Source organism: Natrinema limicola JCM 13563 (assembly GCF_000337475.1).
GTDB lineage: Archaea > Halobacteriota > Halobacteria > Halobacteriales > Natrialbaceae > Natrinema > Natrinema limicola.
Genome location: NZ_AOIT01000069.1, coordinates 1 through 24,792, shown reverse-complemented (window position 1 = coordinate 24,792; position 24,792 = coordinate 1). Strand labels below are relative to the sequence as shown.

Here is a 24,792-nt window from a genome sequence, read left to right as displayed (position 1 = left end):
TATGACCGATTCGAGTAGCGACGAGTTCGACCCAACAGCACCAGACCAACGGGAGATCGGCCGCGAAATGGTTGACGACAGTACGGGACTCGGTTCGGTGATGGCCCACGCCTACCGCGGAGAGATAGATCGAGTGGGGACGTGGCGGCAGCGCCTCGACGAGACGACGAAGTGGGCGGTGACGCTGATGGCGGCGATCTTGACGTGGGCGTTTTCGAGTACCGATAACCCACACTATATTTTGCTGATCGGGATCGTTGTCGTCACCATCTTTCTGGGTATCGAAGCACGGCGGTACCGGGACTACGACGTCTTTCGCTCTCGTACTCGAGTCATCCAAGAGAATCTGCTCGCAAACGCTCTCGATCCGTCCCAAGGCACTGAAAGTCACGACTGGCGAGCGGAACTGAGCAGGGACTACCGCAGGCCGACGCTGAAAGTCTCGTTCCATGAGGCACTCGCAAACCGGCTCCGGCGTGTATATCTTGCGCTGCTCAGTGTCCTCTTGGTCGCATGGGTCTTCAGGATTACAGCGTTCGCGCCGCGCCAAGACTGGCTGACAACCGCTGCAATCGCTCGTATCCCCGGGATTGCTGTGGTTGCTGTTGTGGGTGTGTTCTACGTCGGACTGCTGGGCGTCACCTTCTGGCCCCACGAGCGCCATGCGAAGGGTGAATTCCGTGAGGGGGACCCGGACGACTGGAAAGAAACAGACCGATAAATCCGTTCTCTATACTGACCGATTCATTGATTCGAAGAGAGATGATGTGACAAGTTCTATGACACTTTGTATTGGAAGTTGATTGGCTCCAAGACCTATTGCCGTGTCGTTATCTGGTGGCGGAGTCGATTGGCGACGCGCTCGGGTGTCTTAACGTACAGAAGTGTCTGCCGATAGAATTCGTATGGTGACTGCTTGGCAGCCAGATCGGACCGTTCAAGCGTGACTGTCGCCGCGTTCGTGCCAGGCGGTTCTGCCCAGAACCCGCGTTTGACGGAAACGTCCCGGATCGCGTCCAGTGGGACACGCCACTGAACGGCGTTGAGTCGCGTGTCGTATGCGACCAATTCGTCGTCGTATAACCAGTACTCCATCGCCCCGAAGGCCAACTCAAAGTGAATGATCCCCATAAGTACGAAGCTGATTACGACTACGACGAGTGCAACGCCAATCCCGACGACTGCCGCCGTCGGTCCAACAATGAACGCTCCGACGAACCCCAGAATAGCCACCAAGAAAAGGGCTGCAACTCGAGAAAAGATGTTGAGCAGCTCCCACTCAATGTGTGGAATGAGCACGTCGATAGCCCCTGCAATTTGAACCGCGCGCCGATCGGTTCGGAACCGCTCGCTCGGACGTCCCGTCGGCTCCGAAAGTTCGAATGAATCTGCTCCCGTTGGCGGCGAGTCTTGGCGGATCTCGTACGCGATCCGCCCTGCGACGAGAACGACCGCAATCGCGGTGAACCCGCTTGAGGGGTCAAAGTCGGCTCCCGCGTGGACGGTGTCGACAGCGACGATTGGAAGCGCCATCAGAATCGGCCCAAGCCATCGTACGCTCGGGAGAATCCTCTTAGCGGATGGACGATCCGAGTGGACGAACCGCCGAAAGGTCCAGCCATGTTTCACGATGATAGCAAGACCACCGGCAGCTAGTATCCCGAGCGTCGGCTCTGGCCCGATAGTGAACGGCGGATCAAGGAACGTCGTCGTCAGCCCGATAGCAAAGGCGGTTAGTGGTGCCGCCGTAAATAGCCCAACCACGGCCGGCTTAAGATTGTGTACTGCGATCGGTGGCAACCCGTCGACCGGCTGGATAGTCCCGAGCTTTGGAGTCAAAAATCTGAACGGATTCGGGTCTCCGTTCCGGCGCATTGCTGGTGGTTCTGTTGGCGAGAACTCTTCGCGTGGAGCTGCAACCATTGTTTGACAGAACCGCTGAACTGTCCCTCCGATCATGTCTCCCCAGTAGAGCAACAGCACGATGTATAGCGAAAACGAATGAAACAGGACCGCCACGAGCGCAACGAGATCGACAGATAATGCGCTAGTGTGACGGAAAATGTTGTCAGTCATATTTAGGCGGTGTTCAGATAAGGTTGAAGGAGTGAGGCGTGGCGTTTTCAAAGTGATCTATGCCCGAAAACGCACGCCTCAGTTCTAGTATTGGTCAATTCGACTTGGATTTTGTGGAGCGAGAAGCAACACCGCGACTGTTGATGAAGCTCAGTATTCAGCTCCATCTTGCTGGACTCTCGCTTTCGAATACTGTTCGAATTCTCGAGATATTTGGTGTTAAACGTGCTCGCTCTACGGTGCACAACTGGGTTCACAAGGCAGATCTACAGCCCGATTCTGGTCGAAGTCCGGATCACGTCGCCGTCGACGAGACGGTGATCCGACTCGACGACGAACAGTATTGGCTGTACGCTGCAGTCGATCCAGAATCGAACGAGCCGCTCCATACAAAGCTTGAACCGACCAGAAACAAGGTTATAGCGAGTTCGTTTGTCGCGGAATTACGCGAGAAACATGACGTCGATGATGCGGTGTTTCTCGTCGATGGCGACAAGTCACTGAACTACGCCTGTCAGCGACATGGTCCGATTTCAGATACGAACGTCACGGAAATCGGAACAGTGTTGAACGTGTTTTTCGAGAAGTAAAACGACGAACCTCTTCATTCTCAAACTGTTTCAGCAACGCAGGCGCAGAAACTGCGGATCAGTGGCTCAAGTCGTTCGCCTTTGCGTGGAACCAGCTTATCTGAACACTACCACTGTGAAGGGCGGAGAGGATATCAAGTAACAACTCGAACGTACGGGGATTTATCTAAATACTCGATCAGTCGTACTGCACCAGTGTCGCCGGTTGGGCTCTTGTGAAGTTGCACGTACTGGAGGCCAGTATCGTTCATCCACGTCTCGAGGAGTTGAGAGGCGAGATCGACATGGAACGCAGCGAGTTCGTCTTGTAGCAGTGCTGGATTGTGAATGTCGATGATGGCGTCGGTTGCGGTTACGACGGATGATTGAAGCCACGACCGAACCTGTTGTGTCGTCTCTTCACCAAGCATGTGGCGCAACGTGTTCGTATCGAGTGATAGGACGACGCCCTGACCACGGGACCGATCGTGTATCGTCGTCATCGCACTCTTGATACCACTTTCGTCTTCGGCGGATTTGAAAATGTTCTGATGGTCGTCCCACACACCATGGTGGTCGAAGACGAAGAGGCGATCGTCATCGAGAAGGTCTCCCATCGGCGTTCCAAGCCGTTCGAAAACCGATTGGAGAAACAGCGGCTGTGAGTTGATACGTGGCAGGAGAGCGATGGACCGATCTTCCGTAATAATATTTGATAGAATGACGTAGAGGATACCACCGACCTCTGCTTTTCCATCGTGTTGAACGACCGTACTCTCGCCAGAGAGGATTCCACCACCCAGTAGCGTATCAAGTCCATCAATGCCCGTCGGTACGTGGTTCGTTACACGAAGCGTCGAACTAAATGTCCGGTTCTCCGGAAGAATACGAACCCCCTCATCGTCGAACATGAGTTCGAACGTTCGATCATCGTACGCCACACCACGCATTTTCAGAATCTCGAGTAATCGTCTGTCCGTTCCGCGGAGTCGGTTTCGCTGGAGCCGTATCACGCCATGCAGATTGTACTGTGTAAGCTCGTCGACCGAAAATTGGCCCGTTTGCATCCCGTTGGTGTTCGGCCGTGATGATTCTGCAGTAAACAGCGCTGTTGCGTCATGATGATCGTTTATTAACTGGATTAGGTCCAGCAGGAACCGTCGATACGTCTGCTCGTTTTCGCTGACAGAACGGAGCCCGGAAATGCTGTCGACGACGACACGGTCGCCCGAGATATTAAAGCGGAAAAACTCCCGAAGGTTCGCGGGTGTAAAATCGATGTAGTGGTCATCAATTTCGTCGGCCCCCTCTAGGGTCCGAAGGAGGTGACGATCGACGTCGTCATCTGTCCGGTCCGCTCCATACGTTTCGACGATTGTTCCCTGATCGTATTGGTCGGTTCCACTGCCGGGACGTGCATGTAACGAGAGGACAGTGAATAACTCGTCTGTTAGATCAAACGAGAACGGCTCGAACGTGTCACGCAATTCATCCGGCGTCTGTTCAGTACTGATGTACGTACAGTGCTCGTCGTTCTCGAGACCAGCCTGCAAGAAGTTCATTGCCAGCGTTGATTTTCCGGCCCCTGGTGGCCCAGTCACGAGGACTGTTCTGTTCTCTTGGAATCCTCCGTCGAGGATCTCGTCTAATTTATCGATCCCCGTCGAAACAGCCATATCAACGCTATGAATCGAACGCTAATAATGACGAGGGTCTTGAATTCCGTCTTCGCCGATACGCGCGCAGTCTCTATCGAGAAAATGAAACGCGACACGGCGGTGTGTGCCGACTTACGAGAGGTCTAGCTCGAAACTAAATGGTCGACCTCGATCCCAACTCGATTCTCCACTGTTGCCAGGTTCTTCCTCGTCGTCCAATTCTTCCTCGCCATCGCTATCGGTCGGCGGACCCGCATGTTCCGGTGGGCCTTGATCATTGTCCGGTTCTTTCTCGTTGCCCGACTCTCCCCAGACCTGTAGTTCAAACTCTACGTTCTCTTTGTCATCGCCACCGAACCCGGCTACAACAGTTACGTTCCGAACCTTGGAGACATCATCTGGTGCCTCGTAGATGAACGTCATCCGACCATCAGTACCCGACGCCTGCTCAACCGGGCTAACAATGCCCGGTCCCGAAGAGACGTTGGCCTCGACGGAAATACCACTGACTGGATTATCGAACTTGTTTCTGACCTCCGTGACGAGTCGCTGTCTTCCGCCTGCCGGCAGACTTGCATTGGAGCCTTCGACATCGATGAGATATACCGGCGTCTGCGTGACGGAGTCACCCCCGATTCCTACTTGAGCGAGTTGCATCTCGTAGGTTACATCCCGCTCTAACGTTAGCGTGAGTCTCCCACATGGTTCGTCAGCTTGCTCGGTCGCGGAGCATTCGTAGTTGGTCACGTGTCTGTCATTCCTCAGGATATCGTTCCACTGTGTTTTGGTGAGTTCAGTTGGAATCTCGAGTGTGAGTGGCTTCGATTTGGTACCGGAGACGAGGACAGTTCTCGTTTCGGTACTCGAGGGCTGAACCTCGAGGAGTGTCCGATCGACGCTGGTATGGCTAACCTCTCCGCTGACCGTTGTGAGCGTTATTGTGCGGCCGTCGACGATTTCGTTGCCATCTGTGACGACTGTCGTCTCTTCGACACGGTTATAGACGGTTCCCAGCTCGTAGACTGTCTGTGGTGCGTCGTGATACTCGTTGTAGTTGGGGATGTAGCTGAGTTGCCGTGTCTCGATCTCAATCGGTTCCTTTGAACTCGTGTTCCAGTAGTCGCCAGTCTCACCCTGTGCGGCCGCATTTTTTATTTTCACTGTTTTCTGCCCACCCGTTCGAACCGTTCCGGTTGCTGGCGGTGGGTTCAACAGGAACAGACGCGACTGATATCGAACACCAGGTGTCAGTGCGATCGACTGGCTCGTTCCGGTCGCCACCGATCTGTCGATCCCTGCGGCGACATCTCGCATCTCCCCCTGGACACGCTGGTTGTGATTGAACTCCGCCTCACTGACCAGCGCTGGAACCGCGTTCAACTGTAACAGCGCCAGCATCGTCATGAGAATCGCGAGAAGCAAGATCGCACCGATAAGCGGTGAAACGGCACGCTCGTCACCGACACTGTCTCGGTTCATAGGGCGAGAAACACCCCCGTCACAAGCACCGACAGCGCGATCGCATATTTGAGGCCACTGAGAAGGTTGTTCTCAGCCAGCTTCCCACCGATTAACCCAGCCACGATACTTTGGATGAGTGCGGAGTGAAAAAAGATCGTTCGGAACACGTCGACGTCGATCGAAATCGTCGCCGGGCCCGCCTCCATGGCATCCGGACTCGAGGATGCGGCCGCTGCCATCGGATCGAGAAAGCTCACACTCAATACGACGATGATGAACAGATAGACGAGCGAGCCGATAAAGACGATCGCCAAATACGGTCCGACCTCGTTTCGTCGAGCAGCGTCCATACGAGCGTGGATCTGTAACTCCTCGGCGGCGATCTCGAGGATTTCGTGGAGATCGCTACTGATTCGATTTCCTTTTGCGATGATCGTCAACGTTGGTGCGACTTGTGGAATCGGGAGGCGGCCTGCGAGTCGACGAAACGCCTTCGATGGGTCGTGATTCCAGACGATATCGTTTCGCACCGTCGTTAGCTCGTCGCTCAACGGGCCCGTACCTGCCTTCGAGACCAAGTTGAACGCATCAGTGAGCGTCACACCCATTCGGTTCGCGTTTGCAAGTGTCTCCAGAATATCCGGAAACTGATCGACGATCTTTCGTTCCTGCCGTCGGTTCCGTTCGTATAGCACCGAGACCGGAACGCTGGTGACGAGCCCCGGTAGGATGGCCAGCCAAAGCGTTGTCATGACTGGCTCGGCGACGATGGCGGTGGCGGCTGGTCGAACGCGGCCACTGAGTATCGCACCGGCCGCAAGCACGACGCCTAACGGAGCGGTGATCGTAAACCCGAACGCCGGCCGCCGTTTCACGTATTCGATACCGTTCGTGAGGCGTTCGCGGAGTCTCGTCCGGAGCTGACTCTGTTGGTATGCTCGATACCGCTCAGAGTCTGCGAGTGTCTCGTCGACCGACGACGCGCCGCCACCGATCTGTCCTATCCCCTGTCTCTGCTCGTCAGCTGCCGTCGACGCAGTGAGGCGAGGTGCGTGGGCAAACAGATCGACAAACAGGAAAAACCCGACCGCACTCAGCGGCAACACGATGTAGATCACGACGGCGATCTCGAGAGCGCTGACGCCGCCTAACAGGCCAAGCACGAGCAGCGTAATGATCAAAAATAGTGGGCCAGCGACGAATCCGGCGATAAATACCTCGCTGATCAGCCCGAGTCGCTCGACAAACGTCTCCTGTTTCTGCATGGCGGTTTCAGTCTGTTCGTCGATCGCTTCGCCGAGAAATCTGCTCACATCCCCACCCGACTCGAGGACGCCGAGGAGATTCGTCAGAAACTGCTGAAGCGCCTCACTCGGTGTTCGATCGCGCGTGTTTTCGATCGCCGTATGCAGATCGTTCCCGAAGAGTTCCATCTCACGAGCGATCAGATCGAACTCGTCAGCGATTTCACCGTAGACAGCTTTCTCATCGGCCAGCGCATTGATTGACGTGATAATATCGACGCCCCCACCAGACATGGCGTAGAGAAACGTAATTGCGGATGGCAATCCTAATTCGATCTCGCTGCGACGGGTACTGACGAGTCGGCGTGGCCGGTAGTGGACAACCCATCCCCACGTCACACCGCCACAGACGATCGCAATGCTCGAGATCGCGAGCACGGCCCACATGACCGTCTCCATCGGCGTCGATCCCGTGCCAGCAGGGACACGGTCGAAACGTCCAGCAATGACAGCTACTGCTGTGAGGACAACGACAGCGAAAACGGCACCACCACCGGCCGCTTTCAGACTCCTAACGGCACTTTCGGCGAGATACCTGTCGACGGTCGTCCGTACGTGGGCTTGCTCAAGACGATGTTGTAGCGCACGGTAGCGCTTCGTCCGGCCCTTGAAATATGACCGGATGCGTCCATACTCGTCGGCGAGGCCGTCTCGCAGCTGGTCATCCGGGCTTTGATCAGCCGACTGTCGGGTCACCTCGTCTGCGTCAACACCTACGCTTGGCTGTGCTTGGGATGCTGGCTGGTCCGCCTCCTTGAGAGGAGTCTCATCCACGACTAGTCACCCGACTCGGCAAGGACAGACGCAAGCTCATCGTCGTGGACGAGATCGACGACCGTGTCGGGCTGACGAGCGAACATCGTCGTTGTCTTGACGACCTCGTCGTAGCCGCTGATTCCGTTCGTGTGAAGATACGTGAGGATCTCACGTCGCCGCTCGAGTTCGGTTTCGACCTGGCCTGTCGTCCAGCCACGTTCCTCACGGACGTCGTCGAGCGTCTGTGAGGTCTGTGCCCGATTGAAACTGTCCGTCGCAGGGTCGCGATCGAAGATAGTGCGCGCCTGAAGCATGTCTTGGCCCTCGTCTCGGGGAATGATCTCGACGACCTCGCTGTTTCGACGGACGTTCTTGCCATCGACGCGCACCTGTTTCTGTATCGAAACCAGATCGAGTTCGGCGATCATCTGTCTCGGAACGCCCAGTGGTTCGTTTTGCAGTCTGCTCAACAGCCCTCGCACGGAGTTCGCGTGAAACGTCGTATACGCCGTGTGACCGGTCGAAATCGCTTGAAAGAACGTCGAGGCGACGCGTGGATCAGCTCGGATTTCGCCGACAAGCAAGTATTCAGGTCGCTGTCGCAGACTTGCTTCCAGCAAGTTGTACATCGAGACTTCGCCCCGTCCTTGATCGCCTGTCGCTTCACGGGAGACGCTTTGAACCCAATTGTCGTGTGGCAACGAGAGCTCCGGTGTATCTTCGATGGAGACGATCTTGCTCTGGGGCGGGATAAAAAAGGACATCGAGTTCATGCTCGTCGTCTTTCCAGACCCTGTCGCTCCAGCGAACAACAGCGAGCGATTGTTCTGCACTGAAAACCAGAAAAACGCCATCTGTTCGATACTGAACGTCCCAGAGTCGATGAGATCGATGGGCGTAAACGGGGTATCGGTAAAGTTTCGAATCGTGAAATTTGATCCGCGCGTCGTCACGTCACCACCCAGCGTCGCTTGCATCCGGGACCCATCCGGAAGACTAGCGTCGACGAGCGGATTCGAGACGGAGAGATGTTTGCCCGCTCGCTGGGCGAGTCGCATTACGTACGAATCGAGTTGGCCCGCACCGAGCCGACAGTTCGTCGGGATGTTTCCGTACTCACTGTGATAGACGTGTATCGGGACCTCCTCGCCGCTGCAGGAAATGTCCTCGACTCTCGGCGAACGCATGAGTGGATCGATCCGCCCATACCCGATGAAATCCCGGCGCAAATAATAGAGGATCTTGTGTAACGACGTACTGGAGACGGACGCCGCATACTCCTTTATGATCCGCTTTGCCTCGCTATCGAAAACCGCACGCGACGGTTGGTCACCGGTCCCGTCCGCATACATTAACTCGGTTCGAAACGTCTGCTCGAGGTCGTCGCGAACGTATGCTTCGAACTGATCGAGCGCTGGCTCGACGACCCAGAGACGCGGCTCGTCGGTCACGTCATCCGAGACAGTCGCCAGATATGCATACGGTCGATTGACCCACGACCAGTCGCGTTGGTGGTGTGTCTCGAGATAGTCGAACTCGAAAAACGTCTCGTCGATCTCCGGTTCGCGGACGGGATCGAAGGGGTCGTCCGGAAAGAGTGGACTCGAGTGTGCGCACGCCTCCGACAGCACGTCGTTGATGAGACTAGCTACCTCTTGGCTATCCACGTCGGCAGACGCATCCACCATACGATCTGTAGACTCCGGCGACAGATCGTCCTCCGCCTTTCCCTCTGCTGTCTCGCGATTATAGCTAAATTCGGACCCCTTGTCAGACATAGTGGTTCAGATGTGTATGCACAGTCGAGACAGACGCCAAAACACAATTTCAAGTTGAATAGTGCTGGCTTCTAACTCGAAGGCCTAAAACTTTGTTCTGAGGGCCGCTGAGTCGGAACTACGCACTCTTCCTGGGTACTATCCCATGAACTTATTCTCCGCGGCTGATATTCATCTAGTATGTCTGGACAGATCGGGTATACCATGTCGACTGCAGAAACGGTCCGCTTTCTCGAGCAGCAGGGACATGGCACGCTCAGTCTCGCAACAAATAATCGTGCATATGGCATTCCGATTTCGTATGGGTACGACGAGGACTACGACCGACTCGTAATGGAGTTCGTCTCGAGTGAAACGAGCAAGCGAAAACGGTTTGTCGAGTCGACTGACGAAGTAACGCTCACGACGTATGAATTTCGAGATCAGACGACGTGGGCGAGCGTCGTCGTAACTGGGTCGCTTCACAACGTTCCGCCGGAAAAAGTCTCGAATCGGGCTGCAGCGCTGTTTTTCCATCGTGCTGATGACGCCGCAGGTGATGACCGCTGGCGGAATGACATGTTCGACAAGGAGTGGTACGAAATCGATATCGAAACGATATCTGGTCGCCGTGGTGAGCAGATTCCGTCTGAGGAATGAGATACGCGATTAGTGTCATCAGAGCGAAAACAATCAGTAAATTGCTTGTCTGTGATCGGCACTTGATCGTTAGGTACGACTGGGGGAGAGTGATTTGGGCCGTGACTCCACTGTGAAAGCAATCTTTCTAGAGTTGTCTCCTTTAGTTTGTAGCGTTCAGTGCCAAAGAAACTTTGAGAATTGAGCCCAGGATTTAAGAGAAGATGGCAGGACCTGACTCGACAGTGATCGAGTAACTGCCGAATGGTTGGCGACGTATACGCCGGATCTGAATCGATCGAAGGAATCTGGAATCAGACAAAGTACGATGAGTTAAACAATTTCACGACCGATAAGTTGGAGACGCTGAAATCACGTGTTGAACGGTTAATAGCTGCAAAGCAAGATCAAACAGAGTTCTTACAGGATTTCGTCAGAGTTGCTGGACTGGAACTACTCTGGTTTCATTAGCAATAAACGCTACAAGCTAAAGGTCGATAGATGACACCCTATTTAACAGAACCCGATGAATTATTGTGCAGTATTGTGGTGACTTAGAAAGACTGATATGGCTGTGATCCAAACAGTGACTTGGGCGTGAGGAGAGGCGGTGGGGGATAGCACTCACGCTCAGTCAGAGGCACATCTTAGACACACGGACCGTGTCGAATACTCGTCTCCACACGAGTCATCTGGGATAAACAGTACAACCTAGAACGGCGGCGTTGGGTGGCTCCGTCGGTACCCTGCCTCGAGAAGTGATTTCTCGTTCGATTGTGTTACTCAACGCGCTCTGGCCCCTCTTTGACCGTGATTTCTGGTCTGTTGCCGAATTCGACAACAACTGTATAGCCATTGTATTGGAACTTGATTCGGCCAGATTGGGCCGTCCCGTTCTGGCGTCCTGACGCAAAGAGATCGTCGAGCGCATCTGGATCGACCGCATCATACAATGGAGGAAGTTCCAGTGGATCCGTGTGATCTCTTTTAGCAACACGATCAACTATTCGCAAAGAAACATTACTCTTCTCTCCAAGATTTCTTTCCATAGTGGCGGATAGATCTTTCAAACACTAATATATAACGCCAAACATACCAATTCCGATGATCTTGTGGAGAACTTATTACTGGCTGTAGCTGGAGAAATAGTGATTCGAAAGTGGTGTTGTGCACCAGACTTGAGTAGTGCTGGTCATGATGAGGCACTACACGACATTCTCAGACTCGCCGCTATGGAATTCCGGAAGGCGAATATCGAGCTCGCTTTTGACTTGAAGCGAATCCAGGTCCTCTCCCACTTAGACTGGGAAATAGTGCCGGCGATGGGGATGGGGGGTAGTGCCTCCATCAACATGGGGGGAGTTGGAGGCAATTGGTTGTTATTGGTTATCATTATTAACCATTTACATTCTGATCACTTATCCAACAGATTCATACGAGACATATCCTAAGAGCACACGTGGGGAGGGACAGTGTGGCTCTAATCGATCTCCAGACAGGGAATGCAGTCGATTCGAGATACACGGCTCCTCGCCGCAACTGGGATTACTCCACCACTGTCTGGTGCCATCTCACTCTCAGACCACGCACCAGTGACACTCCATCTGGGACATGAGTGTGCCGACGTCGGCCTCTGGCCGGCGTTTTCACAAGATGCTGAAGTTTATATCCGAAGCCACGGCCAACGGCGATAATGGAACTGGCCTTCGGCAACGAGATCGACAAGAGAGTTTTCTGGTCGCAGTTACAGTGACCGGGTTCTCAATTCACTACGAACAGGCCGATTCCGAACTCGCCGAACACGCTTAGCAGCTGGCCGTTGCTCGTCTCCTTGAGCGTGATGTTGAGTCCGCCGAGACTGTCGAGGTCCTTGAAACTGGATAGGAGGAGCAGAAGACAGCAGGAGGCGAACCACGTCCTGCAGGAGGTCGACGCCACTGAGTGACTCGCAATGCCTGATACTGAGTTCCTCTATGACGTTCGTGAGCAAATCGGGAATCCCGGCACGTATCAGTCGACGACGTGGTCGACCTCGTGGTGGAACGGGCGTAGAACCCGCAAGCCGATCACGAGGACGCACATTTCGATACGGCGACGGCAACCATCATCGATACCTACCGGATCGAGCCCGTCCGCACAGTCATCTACCGCGTCCTCGTCGACAACGAGCCGTGCCGGACCGCCACGAACGGCCTTGAAATGCGCAACGTCGACGGCGTTCGGATCGGGACGGCCGCCGGCTGGTTCCTTGAAGAGCTGAACGCACAGGATGACGGCTGAGACTGGCGGAACCGAGTCCGGTTCCAAGCACTCTGATGTGCAAGCTCTGTGCAGTCGCCGAAACCGTTATGCGTCTATGTGCAGAACTTGCACATAGAATGAGCGCAAGTGACGATCCGCGGCGGGTCCATTTCCAGTCACCGGAGTATCTGGTCGACCGGCTGGACGCGATCGCGGAGCTCTTCGATAAGGATCGGACGGATCTGCTCGTCGAAGCGATTCGCGAGTATATCGAAGAGACGGCCGACAGTGAGACATTTCAGGAACTCGTCGCCACGAAGTACTACGACGACCAACTCGAGTTCGAGACGGTCAAGCAGTTGGTCGGCGCCGAAACCGCCCAGCGCCTCCGTCTTCTCAAAGCAGATCTCGAGGATGAACCACTCGATCTCGCTGCCCCCGACGACGTCGACGTCTACGATGGCGACGCGACGGCGGTCGAGACCGCAGCCGACGACGAGCGATGAGCGGCCGGCGACTGCGAACGGTCGTCGCCGACACCAGCGTGCTCGTCAGTCTCGCCGTGCCTCGTGCGGATGCGGCCGTCGAAACCGATGTCCCGGACCCGTTCCAGTATCTCCTCACCTCGTGTGAGGTGTTCGTGCCGCCAGAAGTGGCCGCGGAACTCCGTGACATTGCGCAGTATCAGGATATCCACGCTGCGGCTGCGAACAACGTCCTCGCGGCCCGCAGCCACTACACGGTCGAGGATCCGTACGAGCGCGAGGATACACCAGACTCGCGACCGACGTTCGGTCTCGATGACGGCGAAACCGACGGCATCGTCCTCGCGAACGCGCTCGATGTCGATGGGTTACTCACCGACGAGTTCGGCGAGACGAACTTCCCGCTGATTCACGCCGTGCTGCAGGGGCCGCGGATCGTCCCGACACCGCGGCTCATCTGCGACTACTTCTGGAACGGGCATATGACCAAGGAGGAAGCGAGAACACTGATCACGACGATCAGCCCGCACCGGAGCTGGGAGAATAGTCCCTATGTTACGCAATTGCTCCAACGTCTCGAAGAGTAACCATTCTACGAGTGGCCTTCATCCACTTGCGGTTATGCCGAGCACCCAGTGCCGGCGACGACTCCTGAAAGCCCTCGGCCGCTCGGCATCCCGCGACCGCCGCTGCGCTCCTTGTGCCTGCGGTGCTTGTGGGGTCGGGGGACGACCGAGGCGGCCTCGCCCTTTCTGAGTCCGCCAGGGTAGTAGATAGTTCGCTGAGCGACGCGGCCGGCTGGACAGGTGTGTACGTACTGGCCCGCACTGCTCGCCGCTGCCGCCCTCTGCGTCGCTCGCGACCGACCATTCCGGGCATGCGGGCGCTCTCTCCACCGCCCGCGTCCGTTCCGGGCTAAAGTGCATGGAGATTCAGAACTGCCGATCGTTTGTTGGGTTCGGTGTGAGAACTGATGTCAGAGATACTGTAGCGCTTCCATGATGGTTAGATGAATGAAATAGCCGATGGGATTATGCTGCTCTGACCTGAAATACAGATGCTATGTCAAGTGATCAGGTTATTGATCTTCTCAAGCAGGCGTATAACGATGAAATGGAGACGGTGATGAACTATCAAGCACTCTCGATTGTTCTTGATGGAATCCATGCGGAGGAAATCAAAGAAAGCCTCCGACAGGACGTACAGGAGGAACTCGGCCATGCCGAACAACTCGGCCAGCGGCTCAAGCAACTGGATTCCAGTCCACCAGGATCTGAAGAATTCGTTGCCCATCAGGATACACTTCAGCCGCCCGCGGACACCACAGATATTGTCTCGGTTATCGACGGTGTACTCGATGCCGAAGAAGATGCGATCAACACGTATCGTGAATTAGTCGATGCAGCTGAAGCCGCAAACGACCCTGTCAGTGAGGATCTCGCAGTAACGCTACTTGCTGACGAGGAAGCGCACCGCACGGAGTTCCGTGGCTTCAAGAAGGAATACAAAGGTAACTGACGATCCGTACGCTCCGGGTGGTTCGGCCGAGCCAGTTACGTTAGCGGGCCAGCAACGAGACTGTCAGCGCGTAAAAATAGGGGTGTGATTTTTGTGTATCAGCGGTGAAGTTTCTTGTATGGTTTCAATAGCTGACAGTGTTGTCGTTGTTACCGGTGGCGCATCGGGCATGGGTCGATCGATGGCACTCGAGTTCGCGAGTGAAGGAGCGTCTGTCGTCGCCGTCGACATTGACGAAGACGGTCTCGACGAGGTCACGAGCAAGATCGCGGCAAACGGTGGTGAGGCAATCGGCGTTGTCGGCGATGTCTCTGATCGCGATAGTGTCGAGGCAGTCGTCGAGCAAGCAACCGACGAATACGGCACGATCGACGTGCTCTGTAACAACGCAGGCATCCTCGACGATTACGCCCCAGTTGGGGAGACGTCTGAGGAACTGTGGGACAGGGTCATGGATATCAATCTCAAGGGCGTGTTTCTCCTCACAAAAGCAGCATTGCCAGCACTCATGGACGGTGACGAGGAAGGCGTCGTGATCAATACCGCCTCTATTGCCGGCAAGGTCGCTGGTGGTGGCGGTGCTGCCTACACATCCTCGAAGCATGGCGTGATCGGATTCACCAAGCAGCTATCACACGATTACGGCCCTGAGATTCGGGCAAACGCTGTCTGTCCAGGCTTCATCGAGACGGGAATGACCGAGGACATGATCGAGCAGACGCCCGACGAAGTCCATGAGATTGTCCAGGAGACGCCTGCTGAACGCTACGCTGAGCCAGAAGAAGTCGCGCAGGTCGTCGCCTTCATCGCGAGCGACAACGCCTCGTTCATGCATGGGACTGCTGTCGATGTCGACGGTGGCTGGCTCGTCGACTAACTACTGGTTGGAACGGCTGTCAAACACTTTTGCTTATCTTTCAGGAGTGATAATCGTCGCCGCAATAGATGAGAAGCAGGTCAGGATCTGATCCCACTGTCGCAACAAACTTCGGTGACGACTCTGAGCCCTTCACACACGAACCGGCCACCACCACTTCGGAACATCCTGTAGGAGTAATACGTTGTGTTTTCTTATAAATTGCTGAGAATGGCAAGAAGAAAATTCTGTGGTGTCTCCTGGTCCCGGAACCTTCATCAGTCAATATGATTACATTCAGACCTGTACGACCTCACCGAATTTCAACGTGATATCTTGTACGTGATTGCCGGCCAAGACGAGCCACATGGCCTCGCGATCAAAGACGAACTCGAGGAATACTACGAAAACGAGATCCACCACGGGCTGCTGTACCTGAATCTCGACGAGGTCGTCGACAAGGGACTCGTCGAGAAGGGTAAAGTCGATCGTCGGACGAACTCCTACACGATCACAGCGCGTGGCCGACGCGAACTCGAGGCCCGGCGTGAGTGGGAAGATCAGTACGTCGGTGAGCTACTCTCGAGTTCGGAGTGAGACGGTCGCGGCCGCTGAGCGTGCGTGTTGGATCGAATCAGGAAACTATTCCTCGAAGTAAGAATTATATCGGTAGCCACGCAAGATCAAGTATGTCCAACACAGAGTCTCCAGACGGTCCGCCATCCTTTGAGGATGCGTTTCGTGACGATGATGTTGAACAGCGCATCTACGGGACAATCCTTCAGACCCGCGAGCCTGCAACGGCGAGCGCTATTGCAGAGCAGGCCGAATGCGACCCGAAGACAGCCCGAAAATATCTCGGCTGGTTCAGCGACCTCGGGATCGTCACGCGCCACGACGGCCATCCGACGACCTACGAGCGCAATGATGCATACTTCCAGTGGCGGCGCATCAACCAACTCGCTGCCGAGCACACCATCGACGAACTCCAAGAGCACGTCCGCAACCTCACGACACGGATTACCGATTACGAAGACACGTACGATGCCACAACGCCGGCAGCCGTCGACGCCGTCGATGCTGCAGAGACGAGCGATGAACGGACGATCGACGATGGGTATAGCGACCTTGCCGACTGGGCGACTGCTCGAGATGAGCGCAAGCGCTACGAACGTGCCCGTCAGCAACGTGCTGGCGCCGAGACCGACCAAGCATCCGGGTAATCCCATCGATGACGCCGCCTGCAGGAGATGGACGTAGCCCCGCGCCTATCGACCGCCCAGTGCTCGAGTTTCTTCAGACACGCCTCCAAGCCACAGCACAGGCCGCTCGAGCGACGATCACGGATTCAAGTGGACATCTCGAACTCTATGTGACACTCGCACTATCGTATTATCCCGAAACCGTAGAGGAGGCGAGTCTCACTGTTCGCTGGTACACGAACGACGACTTCAAAATCCATTACCGAGAGGTGCATCCTGATCACGTCTGGGAGTGCCGGTGGGACCGGCATCCGAACCCTCACAATACGCGAGATCACTTTCATCCTCCGCCCGCTGCCCCGACACCCGGCGAGGACAGTTCGTGGCCAAGCGATCATCGGGATGTACTGCGGCTCGTCCTCGATACCGTCGAAGAACGAATTACCAGCTTGTGGGACGAGTGAGCCATCAGTGATGGCAGTTTTTCTGCGCCAAAGTAGATGTCCTCACTCGTTTCCAACGTGACCTGCTGTACGTCATCGCCGGCCAGGACAATCCTCAGGGCCTCTCGATCACAGGCAAACTCGAGGGTACTACGAGAACGAGATCCACCATGGGCAGCTGTATCCGAATCTCGATACGGTCGTCGACAAAGAACTTGTCTACAAAGGCGAAGCCGACAAGCGAACGAACTACTACACGATCACAGCGCGTGGGCAACGCGAACTCGAGGCCCGTCGGGAGTGGGAAGATCAGTACGTCGGTGAATTACTTTCGAGTTCGGAGTGAGACAGTCACGACCGCTAAGCGTGCGCGTTGAATTGAATTTCTCGAGTGTCGTTTCATTACGATCACAGTCTCAGGATGTCGTGAACGGAAAGAGAGTCGGCTAGTAGTATAGAGAATCGCTAGTTGGATCCACTTACATCTACGTACGTGTGGAATAACAAATATTATCTCGCCTGAATGTTTGGGCCATGGACGACCTCACAGGATTCCAACGAGACCTGCTGTACGTGATCGCGGGCGCTGACCAGCCATCTGGACAGGATGTCAAAGACGAGATCGACCACCTTTTCGTTCACTCAACAGCTGACGCTAACGTACAAAGCTGAGTTATATTACATAGAGCTCGCCGTACACTACCTTCTTTGAACGGATAAACCAATAGCCATGGTTATACTGCTGGTTGACCAAACTATCTTTATCGACGGTAGTTATTTTACGCGTTTGTATTAGAATATAGATATAATGCGCCAAGAGCAATGACTGCCTCTGCTGCTTTTGAGACAACAGCCATTGGATTGAGATCGCCATTCATATAGAACGCCTCAATGCTGAAGCCTTGAAAAATAAACAAACCGAAGATCGTTGCAATTGCATAGCCCGCTGCGACGAGATATAATTCACTACGCCAGTAATTGGTTAGGTATAACACAGTGCCTCCGAGAAAGCCAACCCCATTTAAAATGAACAGTACACCTAGTAGTTGGCTGAATCCCATGACTTGTGGTCCGAGTAAGAGATGGATCACACCCGTTATGACTGCTGCAAGTATCACGAGATACCCGATTGGGTTTGATGGGAGATTGATCAGTGAGTTGTTTTGCCTAGCCGCAGTTGATTGTGGTGCCATATCACATCATGTTACCCACCATCAATAAGTCTTAATGGTTTTTATTTATATTACCTTGTTAGTAATAATGTTCAACTGGCTATCGATATCTATCTCTACTGCACAGCGAACTATCGAGATAATACATTTAAGCACTACAGCGAGAGTTTCACGGATCACCTGACCCGTGGTCGTTTACCTCGCACGCGTGTCCTCCCTCGAGGCAGGTCCCATTTGATTTGATCTATCGATTCCTAAAGTCGACGCTCGAATATATTTGCGACGTGAGAGATGCTGTCGGACTCGATCTACCGGCCAATAACGTTCCTGATCAATGAGGAGTCATGATGAGGGATACTAAACGGTTAGTTTGTCTAAACGACGTGTACTCGGTACACGCCATTCTAACGCAGTATCGCTGTCTGTAGTAAGGTGCCGCCACGACTCTCAGCGGCAAACTCGAGACGGCTTTGCGACGTGGCCAAATGATTGTTGCATATGCCTCATGCTATGTTAGAGAGAATCCAAATGCCCATCATGTTAGGACTCATACTATACTACTGGACAGAAGTCAATACGAACCCGGTCACGAATTCGCGGCCGTCCCCATAGGTGACGGCCACATACGTGCGGCCGGCTTCACGTCGTTCTGTCCAGCAGTATAACAAACAGGGTTGAGTGATGACGTCACAGTTGTTCGTGACGATTTCCAGATAGCATCAAGTACGCCTTCCACTACGGCGTCGCCGGCGCTGATGATCCAATCATCCGATTCGATAACCACCACGGAATTCACGAACTGCATCTCGACTCGGAGGTCTACGAGACCGACTATCTGGGACTGCAAACGCTGTATCGTGCGATCGGATACAACAACCAGCAAATGTCACATGCCGTGGTCGCGTACGGTACATCAGAAAGAGTCGATATTATCACTACACTCCAACTACACTAACTTAAAACAAGACTTATAATTAGAATATTTAAATCAAACAAAACACTATTTATTGTTGGATTTCGACCATCGCTTATACCAAACGAGAATGTGAGCCGATACGATAAAAAGCGTTGTAAGCCAAAGATCCTGCAAGACGAGCGGATCATCTATATTGGTTTGTCCTATTTCAGTTTTCCCGAGTAAATATACGGCTATACTGAATAATAAGACAATATCTAAGATTCTAGCCGCCTTTTTGGTTTTACCATATATGGATTGAATCAAACCATTCTAAGCTCTTAAAACCCAATTAAGTCTGCTCCTTGACCAATTATGTCCTGAGCACCGTCTACACTGCCCTCATATATATTTTCAACACTATAAAGTCTCTTATCAACAAGGACGACGACCCGTCGATTGGCGAGTGAGAATCATTGGTTCGAGACGTACTCGCCGCGACTGACCTGCCGGTAGCGACGGTGCCTGACGGCGAGGCTGCGTGCCCGATGATCTGAACTATGACTCGAGTCGGTCCTATACGCAGAACAAAGCCCGAATCGATCGATATCGGACTGCGGAGTGACCATGCTCGAGCGCGTGCGAGAGAAATAGCTACTCGTCGTTCTCAGCGACCCACTGCAACGCAGTAACGAGGACCTGATTTGCCGTCTCGGCGCTGCCCCGTTTTGAGAGTGCGTGCGGGCCGTCGATCGGCCCTTCAAAGACGGTCCACTTGTCGCCGTCGTGGACGGCCATAAGCCGCTGTTGACGGTCGTGGTCGTCGACAGCGATTAGTTCGTCGTCGAAATCGAGTTTGAGATCCGCCACTAGTTAGTGTTCTGTTACAAACATATTGAATCTATCGAAACAGGTAGCTACTTTGAATCGAATGCTTCCGCAGGCGGATCTCGCATGTATTCACGCCGATACTGTCGCCGTTCTGCCACCAAGAGATAGTTTTTCAACACGACACTCGCATCCGACATCCGAGCTTCCTTGGTCCACCGCGATCGCGTCGAGATTCGCGAGGAGCTGTTTCTGTGCGTTTGCATACGCCGTATACCAGAGCTGTTGCCTCATCTTTGAGGTCAGTGTCTCCCCGCGCACCTGGACGTCTGCCCGCTCGACGATCTGTTGGAAGCACGCTTCTGATGTTGCGCCAGCATGATATCTGCTCAGTCTTCGCTCAATTCCTCATAGAGGCGCTTGCGGATCCCTATGTCTTCATCCGCGATCTCAGCAAGTATACTCCGAAGCTCTTCGGCAGACGCCGCTGCAAGGAGAGCATCCAGCGACTGATTACTGCCGACGGCTTCGACATCACCGCTAGCCAACACGGCTGCGACGATATGCTTACACGGCACTGTCTCATCAGGACAGCGACACTGGCCACTGACATAGCTTCCCTGCGAGAGTATCACCTGAACATCGTATGGACGGCTCCCTGGAACAGTTGCTTGGAGAGTATCGTCTACGTACTCGAGCTCAGTCACAGATCCACATTCGTAGTAGCGGCTTCCTCGCTCATAACGGCCTGGCTCGGTTACCTGCCGAAGCGTCCCGAGATCGACTGATTGAGATGGTGTCTGTGTTTGGAGACGAGGAAATGCGTCTCCAACGGGCTCATCTCCTGGGATAGAGGGATCAGCTGGCCGACAGTGAATCCATCCTTGCCCCGGCCATCCGATCGGGTACCACTTGGTCGGGTCGCTCACGATATCCCAACACGTTCTGATCACCGACGAACTATCCTCAGGAATATCCATTTGATCGTTACCGTACGCGGCGTCAGACCGATCTCTAGCGTGACATCAGTCTGGTGGGTGGTGTCGTCAGCAACTCGGTCAGCATAGTTCGAACGAATCTCCTCAAGTGCAGCAATCCCGTCGGCTGAGAACGCGTGGCCGGTCCGCTCGAGTTCGAGCACTAGCTCAGCATATTTGTTCTTTTCGCGGTATTTGATCAGTTGGCGATTGCTCCCGACCAGTTCGGTAGGGTCATAGTCACATCACCCGACAGACAGAATTTCTATAGCGTTATATGATTTACTAAGTATTAGTTTGTGCCGGAGAGCACTTGAGCAGCCTGAAATCAGCCGAATGAGCGTATTCGGGATCTACTGTGCATTAGGACAGTAATGCACAGTGAATTTATCTACCCCGACACTGTACGGGAAACCGAATAGATGGATCCCAGCGATTCAGCGGCGACACCCGAAGAACACGCCCTCGAGGCCGCCATCGACAACTTCCTCGAGTCGGGCAACAAGTCTGGCAACTATCGCGATGCCCTCGACCGCGTCTTGACCGACTGGCGACAGCGTCTCGAAGCCCGTGGCACCAAGACAGTCGAACGTGTCTCGAAGCGCGACATGGCGACGTATGCGCAAGCGCTCTCGAACGACGAAGCAAAGACTGCAGCGACCGCGTGGACGTACTACGACTACGTCTCGGCGTTTCTCGCCTACTGTGTCAAATGGGACTGGCTCGAGGATAATCCCGCCCGAAAAGGGATCGCACTCGATGAGCTGCCACCGCGACCGACGAAAAAGAGCGGCGATCAACAGTTCTGGTCAGTAGAGGACCGCAAAGCGTTGCTCCGGTATGCCGATCGTCGTGCCCACGAGGCCGTCGACGAAAAAGGATCAGCCGCACTCGAGGAACTGCGTGATCGTGCGCTTGTCTACCTGCTGGCCTATTCGGGGGCTCGTGGTGGGGAAATCCTTTCAGATCCACGTGACGAGCGGCGTAACGGCTTACAGTGGGGCGACGTTGACCTCGAGAACAACCAATTCCAGGTGCTCGGCAAAAGCCAGCACGAAGACGAAGAGGTCCAGCTTCCACGACAGGTGCATCGCCCGCTCGAGCGGCTGAAACAAGCGCTCGAGCCACCCATACCCGAGTGGCCCGTGTTCGTCACGAGCCATGCCCCATCGTTGTACAGCACACTCCCCGACGACGTCGACCCGTCCGCAGGCGAGCCCCTCGAATTACATCGGAAACACGGGGTCGTTCCACCGTCGTTGTCGACCAACGGCGGACGATCGGTCCTCAAGCGACTCTGTGATGATGCTGACCTCGAGATCGACGGCGAATACCTGAAACCACACGGCGCACGGCGTGGCGTCGGCGAAGCCATCTATCGCGAGCATGGCGCAGCCGCAGCACAACGCGTGTTGCGTCACGCCAATCCGCAGACCACCTCACAGATGTACGCCCATATCGAGACCGAGGAATTAGCGAAAGAGGCGTCTGAAGTCTTCGAGAACGAGTGAGCTACCGATTTTCTTTTGTGTAAACGTGCCTTTTGAAAAGTAAAACAACGAACCTCTTCATTCGCAAACTGTTTCAGCAACGCAGGCGCAGAAACTGCGGATCAGTGGCTCAATTCATTCGCCTTTGCGTGGAACCAGCTTATCTGAACACTACCCTGTAGGAGCGGTGAAGTGGTCAGGACTGTCCGTACCTGCTGGTCAGTCAGGTGTCGTGTGCTGGTTTCCGGGCTTCGATAGTGGCGGAAACGAGGTAGTCACCGAGGTCGCGGTCAGCGTCCCAGTCGCTGATGAACTCAGTGCTCTCGTCCGTGGGCGCTATCTCTATTGCTTCGAAGCCAGCACTGTCGAGCATTGCTTCAAGAGCGTCAATGGTCGACGCACCGGCGACGCAGCCAGTTAGCGAGTCCGGGTCCATCCTGACGTCGTCAGGGAACGGCGCGGTTTGGACGACGTCTGAGATGGCGACGCGGCCGCCGGGCTTGAGAACACGGTAGGCGTCGTCGAACACGTGTTGTTTTTCGGGGGCGAGGTTGACGACGCAGTTCGAGATGACGACGTCGACGGTTGCGTCGGCAACGGGAAGGTGACTGATCTCGCCGAGGCGGAACTCAACGTTGTCGGCGTCGTTCTTCGTGACGTTTTCCCTCGCTTTCGAGACCATCTCTGGTGTCATGTCGACACCGATAACGTCGCCGTTCGGGCCGACTTCCTGCGCAGCGAGGAAGCAGTCGAAGCCGGCACCGGAGCCAAGGTCGAGCACTGTCTCGCCGGGCGTCATCTCGGCGAACGCCTTCGGATTTCCACACCCGAGGCCAAGGTCTGCACCGTCGGCGACCGACGCGACATCGTCCACGTCGTAGCCGAGGCGTTCGCTCCCGGTCACGTCCGCGTTGCCGTCACAGCACCCACCGTCGTCGGTGACATCGATGCCGACATCGCCACAGCAGTCCTGACCGTCCGAAGCGATCGTCCCGTAGCGTTCGCGCACCATCTCACGGGCCTCCTCGGGGTCGCGGTCACCAGCTACCGTATCGTTACTCATGGGTACCTCGCAGATCGTCGAGTGTTTCGAGGAGGGCTGCGGTCGTTTCAGTCGGTTCGTAGTACCGCCACGACCCCTCCTTGCGGCGCGTGACCAGTCCTGCAGTGTACAAACGGGAGAGCGCTTGGCTGACGGCACTCTGACTGACGCCGACTGCGGCTTCGAGATCGCAGACACAAACGCCGTCATCGGCGTTTGCGATTCGGCGAAGCAGTTCGTATCGCGTATCGTTCCCCATCGCGGTTAGCACTTGGAGGTCTATCGCTATCGCGTCTGAGTCGACATCGCCGGGCGGTGCACAGCAGGTCTCAGCTTCTTCCGTGGCTCCGTCAGCGATCGCATCCTCTGCCATATCAGCACTAGCTTATACAAGCAGATACTAATATATTTCCCTCAACGGGGTTATTCGCAACTTCGGAATCAACTCGAACCCCCGTCACCGCCACAACACCATCGATTTGAACCCGATCAGTGCGCTAGAAAGACGAATACACCGACAGAACTGTCGGCTGTGCTAAATCGCGATATGGCGTTGGATTTCACTGTTTGACGGCCCGCTCGAGCGAGGAGTTAACCGTCTCTGTGCTGTACCATAGTCATGATAGAACAAACCGTATCAAGCGTAATGACACAAGACGTGCGGACAATCACCAAAGAGACGACGGCCAGCACCATTGCGAGAGTGTTTGCGGAAGACGATATCGGATCCGTGGTCGTGACCTCTCCAGAAACGAAGGATATTCTAGGTATCGTTACCAAGTCCGATATTATGCACCAGGTCGCCGTTGATGCAGATATCTCGTCCATCTCCGTAGGTTCGTTTATGTCGACACCGGTCGTCACGGTCACGAGTGACAAATCGATCCGTGAAGCGGCCGCACTGATGAGAGAGCATTCGGTTCAACACCTCCCAGTCGTTGATGACGATGAACTCGTGGGGATTTTGACAACGACTAATTTAGCTCACTATTTACCTCGACTTCGGAGGAACATTCTCCGATCTCGGGACGAGCTTAGCAATCAATAACATCCCTGTTTGACATCTACCTGCGCTAAACAGTAGACGACGAGCAACCTTCACATCGCTGGTGGTGATGTTGCCTCTGGTCGAGACCTCCTACCCACAGAAGCGCTCGCTCAGCGAGAAGGATTGCTCGAGTGCAAAAGTGGTTGAATCGGTATGTTGTAAATCGTATAGCGCCATATGAATTTCAGTCATCAGAAGTCAGGCACGTCAAGAATAATCGGTTGGATTGTTCGGAATAGCGGACTTGACTTCGCAGATTCCACTAAAAGACTATACGGTTTACTCGTGTGGTGCTGCGAATACCCCAAAATCCGTGCACGAGATTCGCGTCTGTCGGTAGGAATCGATCCCGAATACAGGGCCGATCAAGGAATC

Annotated in this window: 23 protein-coding genes and 6 pseudogenes; 17 read left to right on the top strand and 12 right to left on the bottom strand. The window is 54.7% G+C overall.

Features of this window, described 5'->3' with window-relative positions:
• The first annotated feature begins 1 nt into the window (after position 1).
• Positions 2-721, top strand: a complete 720-nt coding sequence (locus C476_RS16395; RefSeq protein ID WP_008014956.1) for a DUF2270 domain-containing protein — start codon at positions 2-4, stop codon at positions 719-721.
• A 95-nt stretch (positions 722-816) separates the two neighbouring features.
• On the opposite strand, the gene C476_RS16390 is transcribed toward C476_RS16395, so the two are convergent.
• Positions 817-1,959 carry a hypothetical protein gene (locus C476_RS16390; RefSeq protein ID WP_160162911.1) on the bottom strand — a complete coding sequence of 381 codons (1,143 nt, stop codon included), beginning with the start codon at positions 1,957-1,959 and terminating at the stop codon, positions 817-819.
• Positions 1,960-2,135: 176 nt separating this feature from the next.
• Here C476_RS16390 and C476_RS16385 point away from each other — a divergent pair.
• Positions 2,136-2,770 (top strand): annotated as a pseudogene (locus C476_RS16385) (IS6 family transposase).
• Positions 2,771-2,800: 30 nt separating this feature from the next.
• Here the strand turns inward: C476_RS16385 and C476_RS16380 are convergent.
• From C476_RS16380 to C476_RS16365, 4 genes are all read right to left on the bottom strand, one after another.
• Complete coding sequence (locus tag C476_RS16380; RefSeq protein ID WP_008014952.1) at positions 2,801-4,321, bottom strand: RAD55 family ATPase; 1,521 nt, start codon at positions 4,319-4,321, stop codon at positions 2,801-2,803.
• Positions 4,322-4,435: 114 nt separating this feature from the next.
• Positions 4,436-5,782 (bottom strand): hypothetical protein, encoded by a 1,347-nt coding sequence (locus C476_RS16375; protein WP_008014950.1) that lies wholly within the window; start codon positions 5,780-5,782, stop codon positions 4,436-4,438.
• Positions 5,779-7,842 (bottom strand): type II secretion system F family protein, encoded by a 2,064-nt coding sequence (locus C476_RS16370; RefSeq protein ID WP_083857092.1) that lies wholly within the window; start codon positions 7,840-7,842, stop codon positions 5,779-5,781. Before C476_RS16370 ends, C476_RS16375 begins: the two co-directional genes overlap by 4 nt.
• A 2-nt stretch (positions 7,843-7,844) precedes the next feature.
• Positions 7,845-9,512: a type II/IV secretion system ATPase subunit gene (locus C476_RS16365; protein WP_008014946.1), complete on the bottom strand. Its 1,668-nt coding sequence runs from the start codon at positions 9,510-9,512 to the stop codon at positions 7,845-7,847.
• Positions 9,513-9,782: 270 nt separating this feature from the next.
• On the opposite strand from C476_RS16365, the gene C476_RS16360 reads away from it, so the two are divergent.
• Positions 9,783-10,241, top strand: a complete 459-nt coding sequence (locus tag C476_RS16360; RefSeq protein WP_049912028.1) for a pyridoxamine 5'-phosphate oxidase family protein — start codon at positions 9,783-9,785, stop codon at positions 10,239-10,241.
• 758 nt (positions 10,242-10,999) lie between these two features.
• On the opposite strand, the gene C476_RS18030 is transcribed toward C476_RS16360, so the two are convergent.
• The gene (locus C476_RS18030) at positions 11,000-11,269 is read right to left on the bottom strand and encodes a HalOD1 output domain-containing protein (protein WP_083857091.1); all 270 of its coding nucleotides are present in this window, start codon (positions 11,267-11,269) and stop codon (positions 11,000-11,002) included.
• Positions 11,270-12,171: 902 nt separating this feature from the next.
• Here C476_RS18030 and C476_RS19855 point away from each other — a divergent pair.
• The 10 genes and pseudogenes from C476_RS19855 to C476_RS16305 all read left to right on the top strand — a co-directional run.
• A pseudogene (locus C476_RS19855) lies at positions 12,172-12,500 on the top strand (hypothetical protein).
• Positions 12,501-12,598: 98 nt separating this feature from the next.
• On the top strand, positions 12,599-12,967 hold the full coding sequence (locus C476_RS16340) for a ribbon-helix-helix domain-containing protein (RefSeq protein ID WP_008014937.1): 369 nt from the start codon (positions 12,599-12,601) through the stop codon (positions 12,965-12,967).
• Positions 12,964-13,533 (top strand): hypothetical protein, encoded by a 570-nt coding sequence (locus C476_RS16335; protein ID WP_008014935.1) that lies wholly within the window; start codon positions 12,964-12,966, stop codon positions 13,531-13,533. Before C476_RS16340 ends, C476_RS16335 begins: the two co-directional genes overlap by 4 nt.
• A gap of 475 nt (positions 13,534-14,008) precedes the next feature.
• The gene (locus C476_RS16330) at positions 14,009-14,464 is read left to right on the top strand and encodes a ferritin-like domain-containing protein (protein ID WP_008014933.1); all 456 of its coding nucleotides are present in this window, start codon (positions 14,009-14,011) and stop codon (positions 14,462-14,464) included.
• Between the two features lie 118 nt (positions 14,465-14,582).
• A complete protein-coding gene (locus tag C476_RS16325; protein ID WP_083857090.1) occupies positions 14,583-15,341 on the top strand; it encodes an SDR family NAD(P)-dependent oxidoreductase in 759 nt (252 codons plus the stop codon).
• A gap of 282 nt (positions 15,342-15,623) precedes the next feature.
• The gene (locus C476_RS16320; protein ID WP_049912025.1) at positions 15,624-15,917 is read left to right on the top strand and encodes a PadR family transcriptional regulator; all 294 of its coding nucleotides are present in this window, start codon (positions 15,624-15,626) and stop codon (positions 15,915-15,917) included.
• A gap of 92 nt (positions 15,918-16,009) precedes the next feature.
• Entirely contained in the window at positions 16,010-16,543 is a 534-nt protein-coding gene (locus tag C476_RS16315) for a DUF7342 family protein (RefSeq protein WP_008014928.1), read from the top strand.
• A gap of 8 nt (positions 16,544-16,551) precedes the next feature.
• Positions 16,552-16,986, top strand: a complete 435-nt coding sequence (locus C476_RS19850; RefSeq protein WP_049912022.1) for a hypothetical protein — start codon at positions 16,552-16,554, stop codon at positions 16,984-16,986.
• Between the two features lie 62 nt (positions 16,987-17,048).
• A pseudogene (locus C476_RS18015) lies at positions 17,049-17,311 on the top strand (helix-turn-helix transcriptional regulator).
• 188 nt (positions 17,312-17,499) lie between these two features.
• A pseudogene (locus C476_RS16305) lies at positions 17,500-17,601 on the top strand (PadR family transcriptional regulator); the annotation flags it as partial.
• Positions 17,602-17,744: 143 nt separating this feature from the next.
• On the opposite strand, the gene C476_RS18010 reads toward C476_RS16305, so the two are convergent.
• Entirely contained in the window at positions 17,745-18,158 is a 414-nt protein-coding gene (locus C476_RS18010) for a DUF7475 family protein (protein WP_083857089.1), read from the bottom strand.
• 682 nt (positions 18,159-18,840) lie between these two features.
• On the opposite strand from C476_RS18010, the pseudogene C476_RS19520 reads away from it, so the two are divergent.
• Positions 18,841-19,092, top strand: a pseudogene (locus C476_RS19520) (toxin-antitoxin system TumE family protein); the annotation flags it as partial.
• A 594-nt stretch (positions 19,093-19,686) separates the two neighbouring features.
• On the opposite strand, the gene C476_RS16295 reads toward C476_RS19520, so the two are convergent.
• The 3 genes from C476_RS16295 to C476_RS19510 all read right to left on the bottom strand — a co-directional run bounded on the left by C476_RS16295 (position 19,687) and on the right by C476_RS19510 (position 21,001).
• The gene (locus tag C476_RS16295; protein ID WP_008014921.1) at positions 19,687-19,902 is read right to left on the bottom strand and encodes a hypothetical protein; all 216 of its coding nucleotides are present in this window, start codon (positions 19,900-19,902) and stop codon (positions 19,687-19,689) included.
• Between the two features lie 347 nt (positions 19,903-20,249).
• A complete protein-coding gene (locus C476_RS19515) occupies positions 20,250-20,567 on the bottom strand; it encodes an SWIM zinc finger family protein (protein WP_193788171.1) in 318 nt (105 codons plus the stop codon).
• Positions 20,568-20,809: 242 nt separating this feature from the next.
• On the bottom strand, positions 20,810-21,001 hold the full coding sequence (locus C476_RS19510; protein WP_008014919.1) for a hypothetical protein: 192 nt from the start codon (positions 20,999-21,001) through the stop codon (positions 20,810-20,812).
• Between the two features lie 258 nt (positions 21,002-21,259).
• Here C476_RS19510 and C476_RS16280 point away from each other — a divergent pair, with 258 nt between their 5' ends.
• Positions 21,260-22,348, top strand: a complete 1,089-nt coding sequence (locus tag C476_RS16280) for a tyrosine-type recombinase/integrase (RefSeq protein ID WP_008014918.1) — start codon at positions 21,260-21,262, stop codon at positions 22,346-22,348.
• Between the two features lie 36 nt (positions 22,349-22,384).
• Positions 22,385-22,495 (top strand): annotated as a pseudogene (locus C476_RS18000) (IS6 family transposase); the annotation flags it as partial.
• 55 nt (positions 22,496-22,550) lie between these two features.
• Here C476_RS18000 and C476_RS16275 read toward each other — a convergent pair.
• Positions 22,551-23,390: an arsenite methyltransferase gene (locus C476_RS16275; protein ID WP_008014917.1), complete on the bottom strand. Its 840-nt coding sequence runs from the start codon at positions 23,388-23,390 to the stop codon at positions 22,551-22,553.
• A complete protein-coding gene (locus tag C476_RS16270) occupies positions 23,383-23,742 on the bottom strand; it encodes an ArsR/SmtB family transcription factor (protein WP_008014916.1) in 360 nt (119 codons plus the stop codon). Before C476_RS16270 ends, C476_RS16275 begins: the two co-directional genes overlap by 8 nt.
• Positions 23,743-24,015: 273 nt before the next feature.
• Between C476_RS16270 and C476_RS16265 the strand changes: the two genes are divergently transcribed.
• Positions 24,016-24,417, top strand: a complete 402-nt coding sequence (locus C476_RS16265) for a CBS domain-containing protein (RefSeq protein ID WP_008014915.1) — start codon at positions 24,016-24,018, stop codon at positions 24,415-24,417.
• The last annotated feature ends 375 nt before the right edge of the window (positions 24,418-24,792 follow it).

Excerpts from the sequence above, each read along its gene's own strand:
- C476_RS16395 (WP_008014956.1), top strand. The coding sequence starts at position 2 with ATGACCGATTCGAGTAGCGACGAGTTCGACCCAACAGCACCAGACCAA.
- C476_RS16390 (WP_160162911.1), bottom strand. The coding sequence starts at position 1,959 with ATGATCGGAGGGACAGTTCAGCGGTTCTGTCAAACAATGGTTGCAGCT.
- C476_RS16380 (WP_008014952.1), bottom strand. The coding sequence starts at position 4,321 with ATGGCTGTTTCGACGGGGATCGATAAATTAGACGAGATCCTCGACGGA.
- C476_RS16375 (WP_008014950.1), bottom strand. The coding sequence starts at position 5,782 with ATGAACCGAGACAGTGTCGGTGACGAGCGTGCCGTTTCACCGCTTATC.
- C476_RS16365 (WP_008014946.1), bottom strand. The coding sequence starts at position 9,512 with ATGGTGGATGCGTCTGCCGACGTGGATAGCCAAGAGGTAGCTAGTCTC.
- C476_RS16360 (WP_049912028.1), top strand. The coding sequence starts at position 9,783 with ATGTCTGGACAGATCGGGTATACCATGTCGACTGCAGAAACGGTCCGC.
- C476_RS18030 (WP_083857091.1), bottom strand. The coding sequence starts at position 11,269 with ATGGAAAGAAATCTTGGAGAGAAGAGTAATGTTTCTTTGCGAATAGTT.
- C476_RS16340 (WP_008014937.1), top strand. The coding sequence starts at position 12,599 with ATGAGCGCAAGTGACGATCCGCGGCGGGTCCATTTCCAGTCACCGGAG.
- C476_RS16335 (WP_008014935.1), top strand. The coding sequence starts at position 12,964 with ATGAGCGGCCGGCGACTGCGAACGGTCGTCGCCGACACCAGCGTGCTC.
- C476_RS16330 (WP_008014933.1), top strand. The coding sequence starts at position 14,009 with ATGTCAAGTGATCAGGTTATTGATCTTCTCAAGCAGGCGTATAACGAT.
- C476_RS16325 (WP_083857090.1), top strand. The coding sequence starts at position 14,583 with ATGGTTTCAATAGCTGACAGTGTTGTCGTTGTTACCGGTGGCGCATCG.
- C476_RS16315 (WP_008014928.1), top strand. The coding sequence starts at position 16,010 with ATGTCCAACACAGAGTCTCCAGACGGTCCGCCATCCTTTGAGGATGCG.
- C476_RS19850 (WP_049912022.1), top strand. The coding sequence starts at position 16,552 with ATGACGCCGCCTGCAGGAGATGGACGTAGCCCCGCGCCTATCGACCGC.
- C476_RS18010 (WP_083857089.1), bottom strand. The coding sequence starts at position 18,158 with ATGGCACCACAATCAACTGCGGCTAGGCAAAACAACTCACTGATCAAT.
- C476_RS16280 (WP_008014918.1), top strand. The coding sequence starts at position 21,260 with ATGGATCCCAGCGATTCAGCGGCGACACCCGAAGAACACGCCCTCGAG.
- C476_RS16275 (WP_008014917.1), bottom strand. The coding sequence starts at position 23,390 with ATGAGTAACGATACGGTAGCTGGTGACCGCGACCCCGAGGAGGCCCGT.
- C476_RS16270 (WP_008014916.1), bottom strand. The coding sequence starts at position 23,742 with ATGGCAGAGGATGCGATCGCTGACGGAGCCACGGAAGAAGCTGAGACC.
- C476_RS16265 (WP_008014915.1), top strand. The coding sequence starts at position 24,016 with ATGACACAAGACGTGCGGACAATCACCAAAGAGACGACGGCCAGCACC.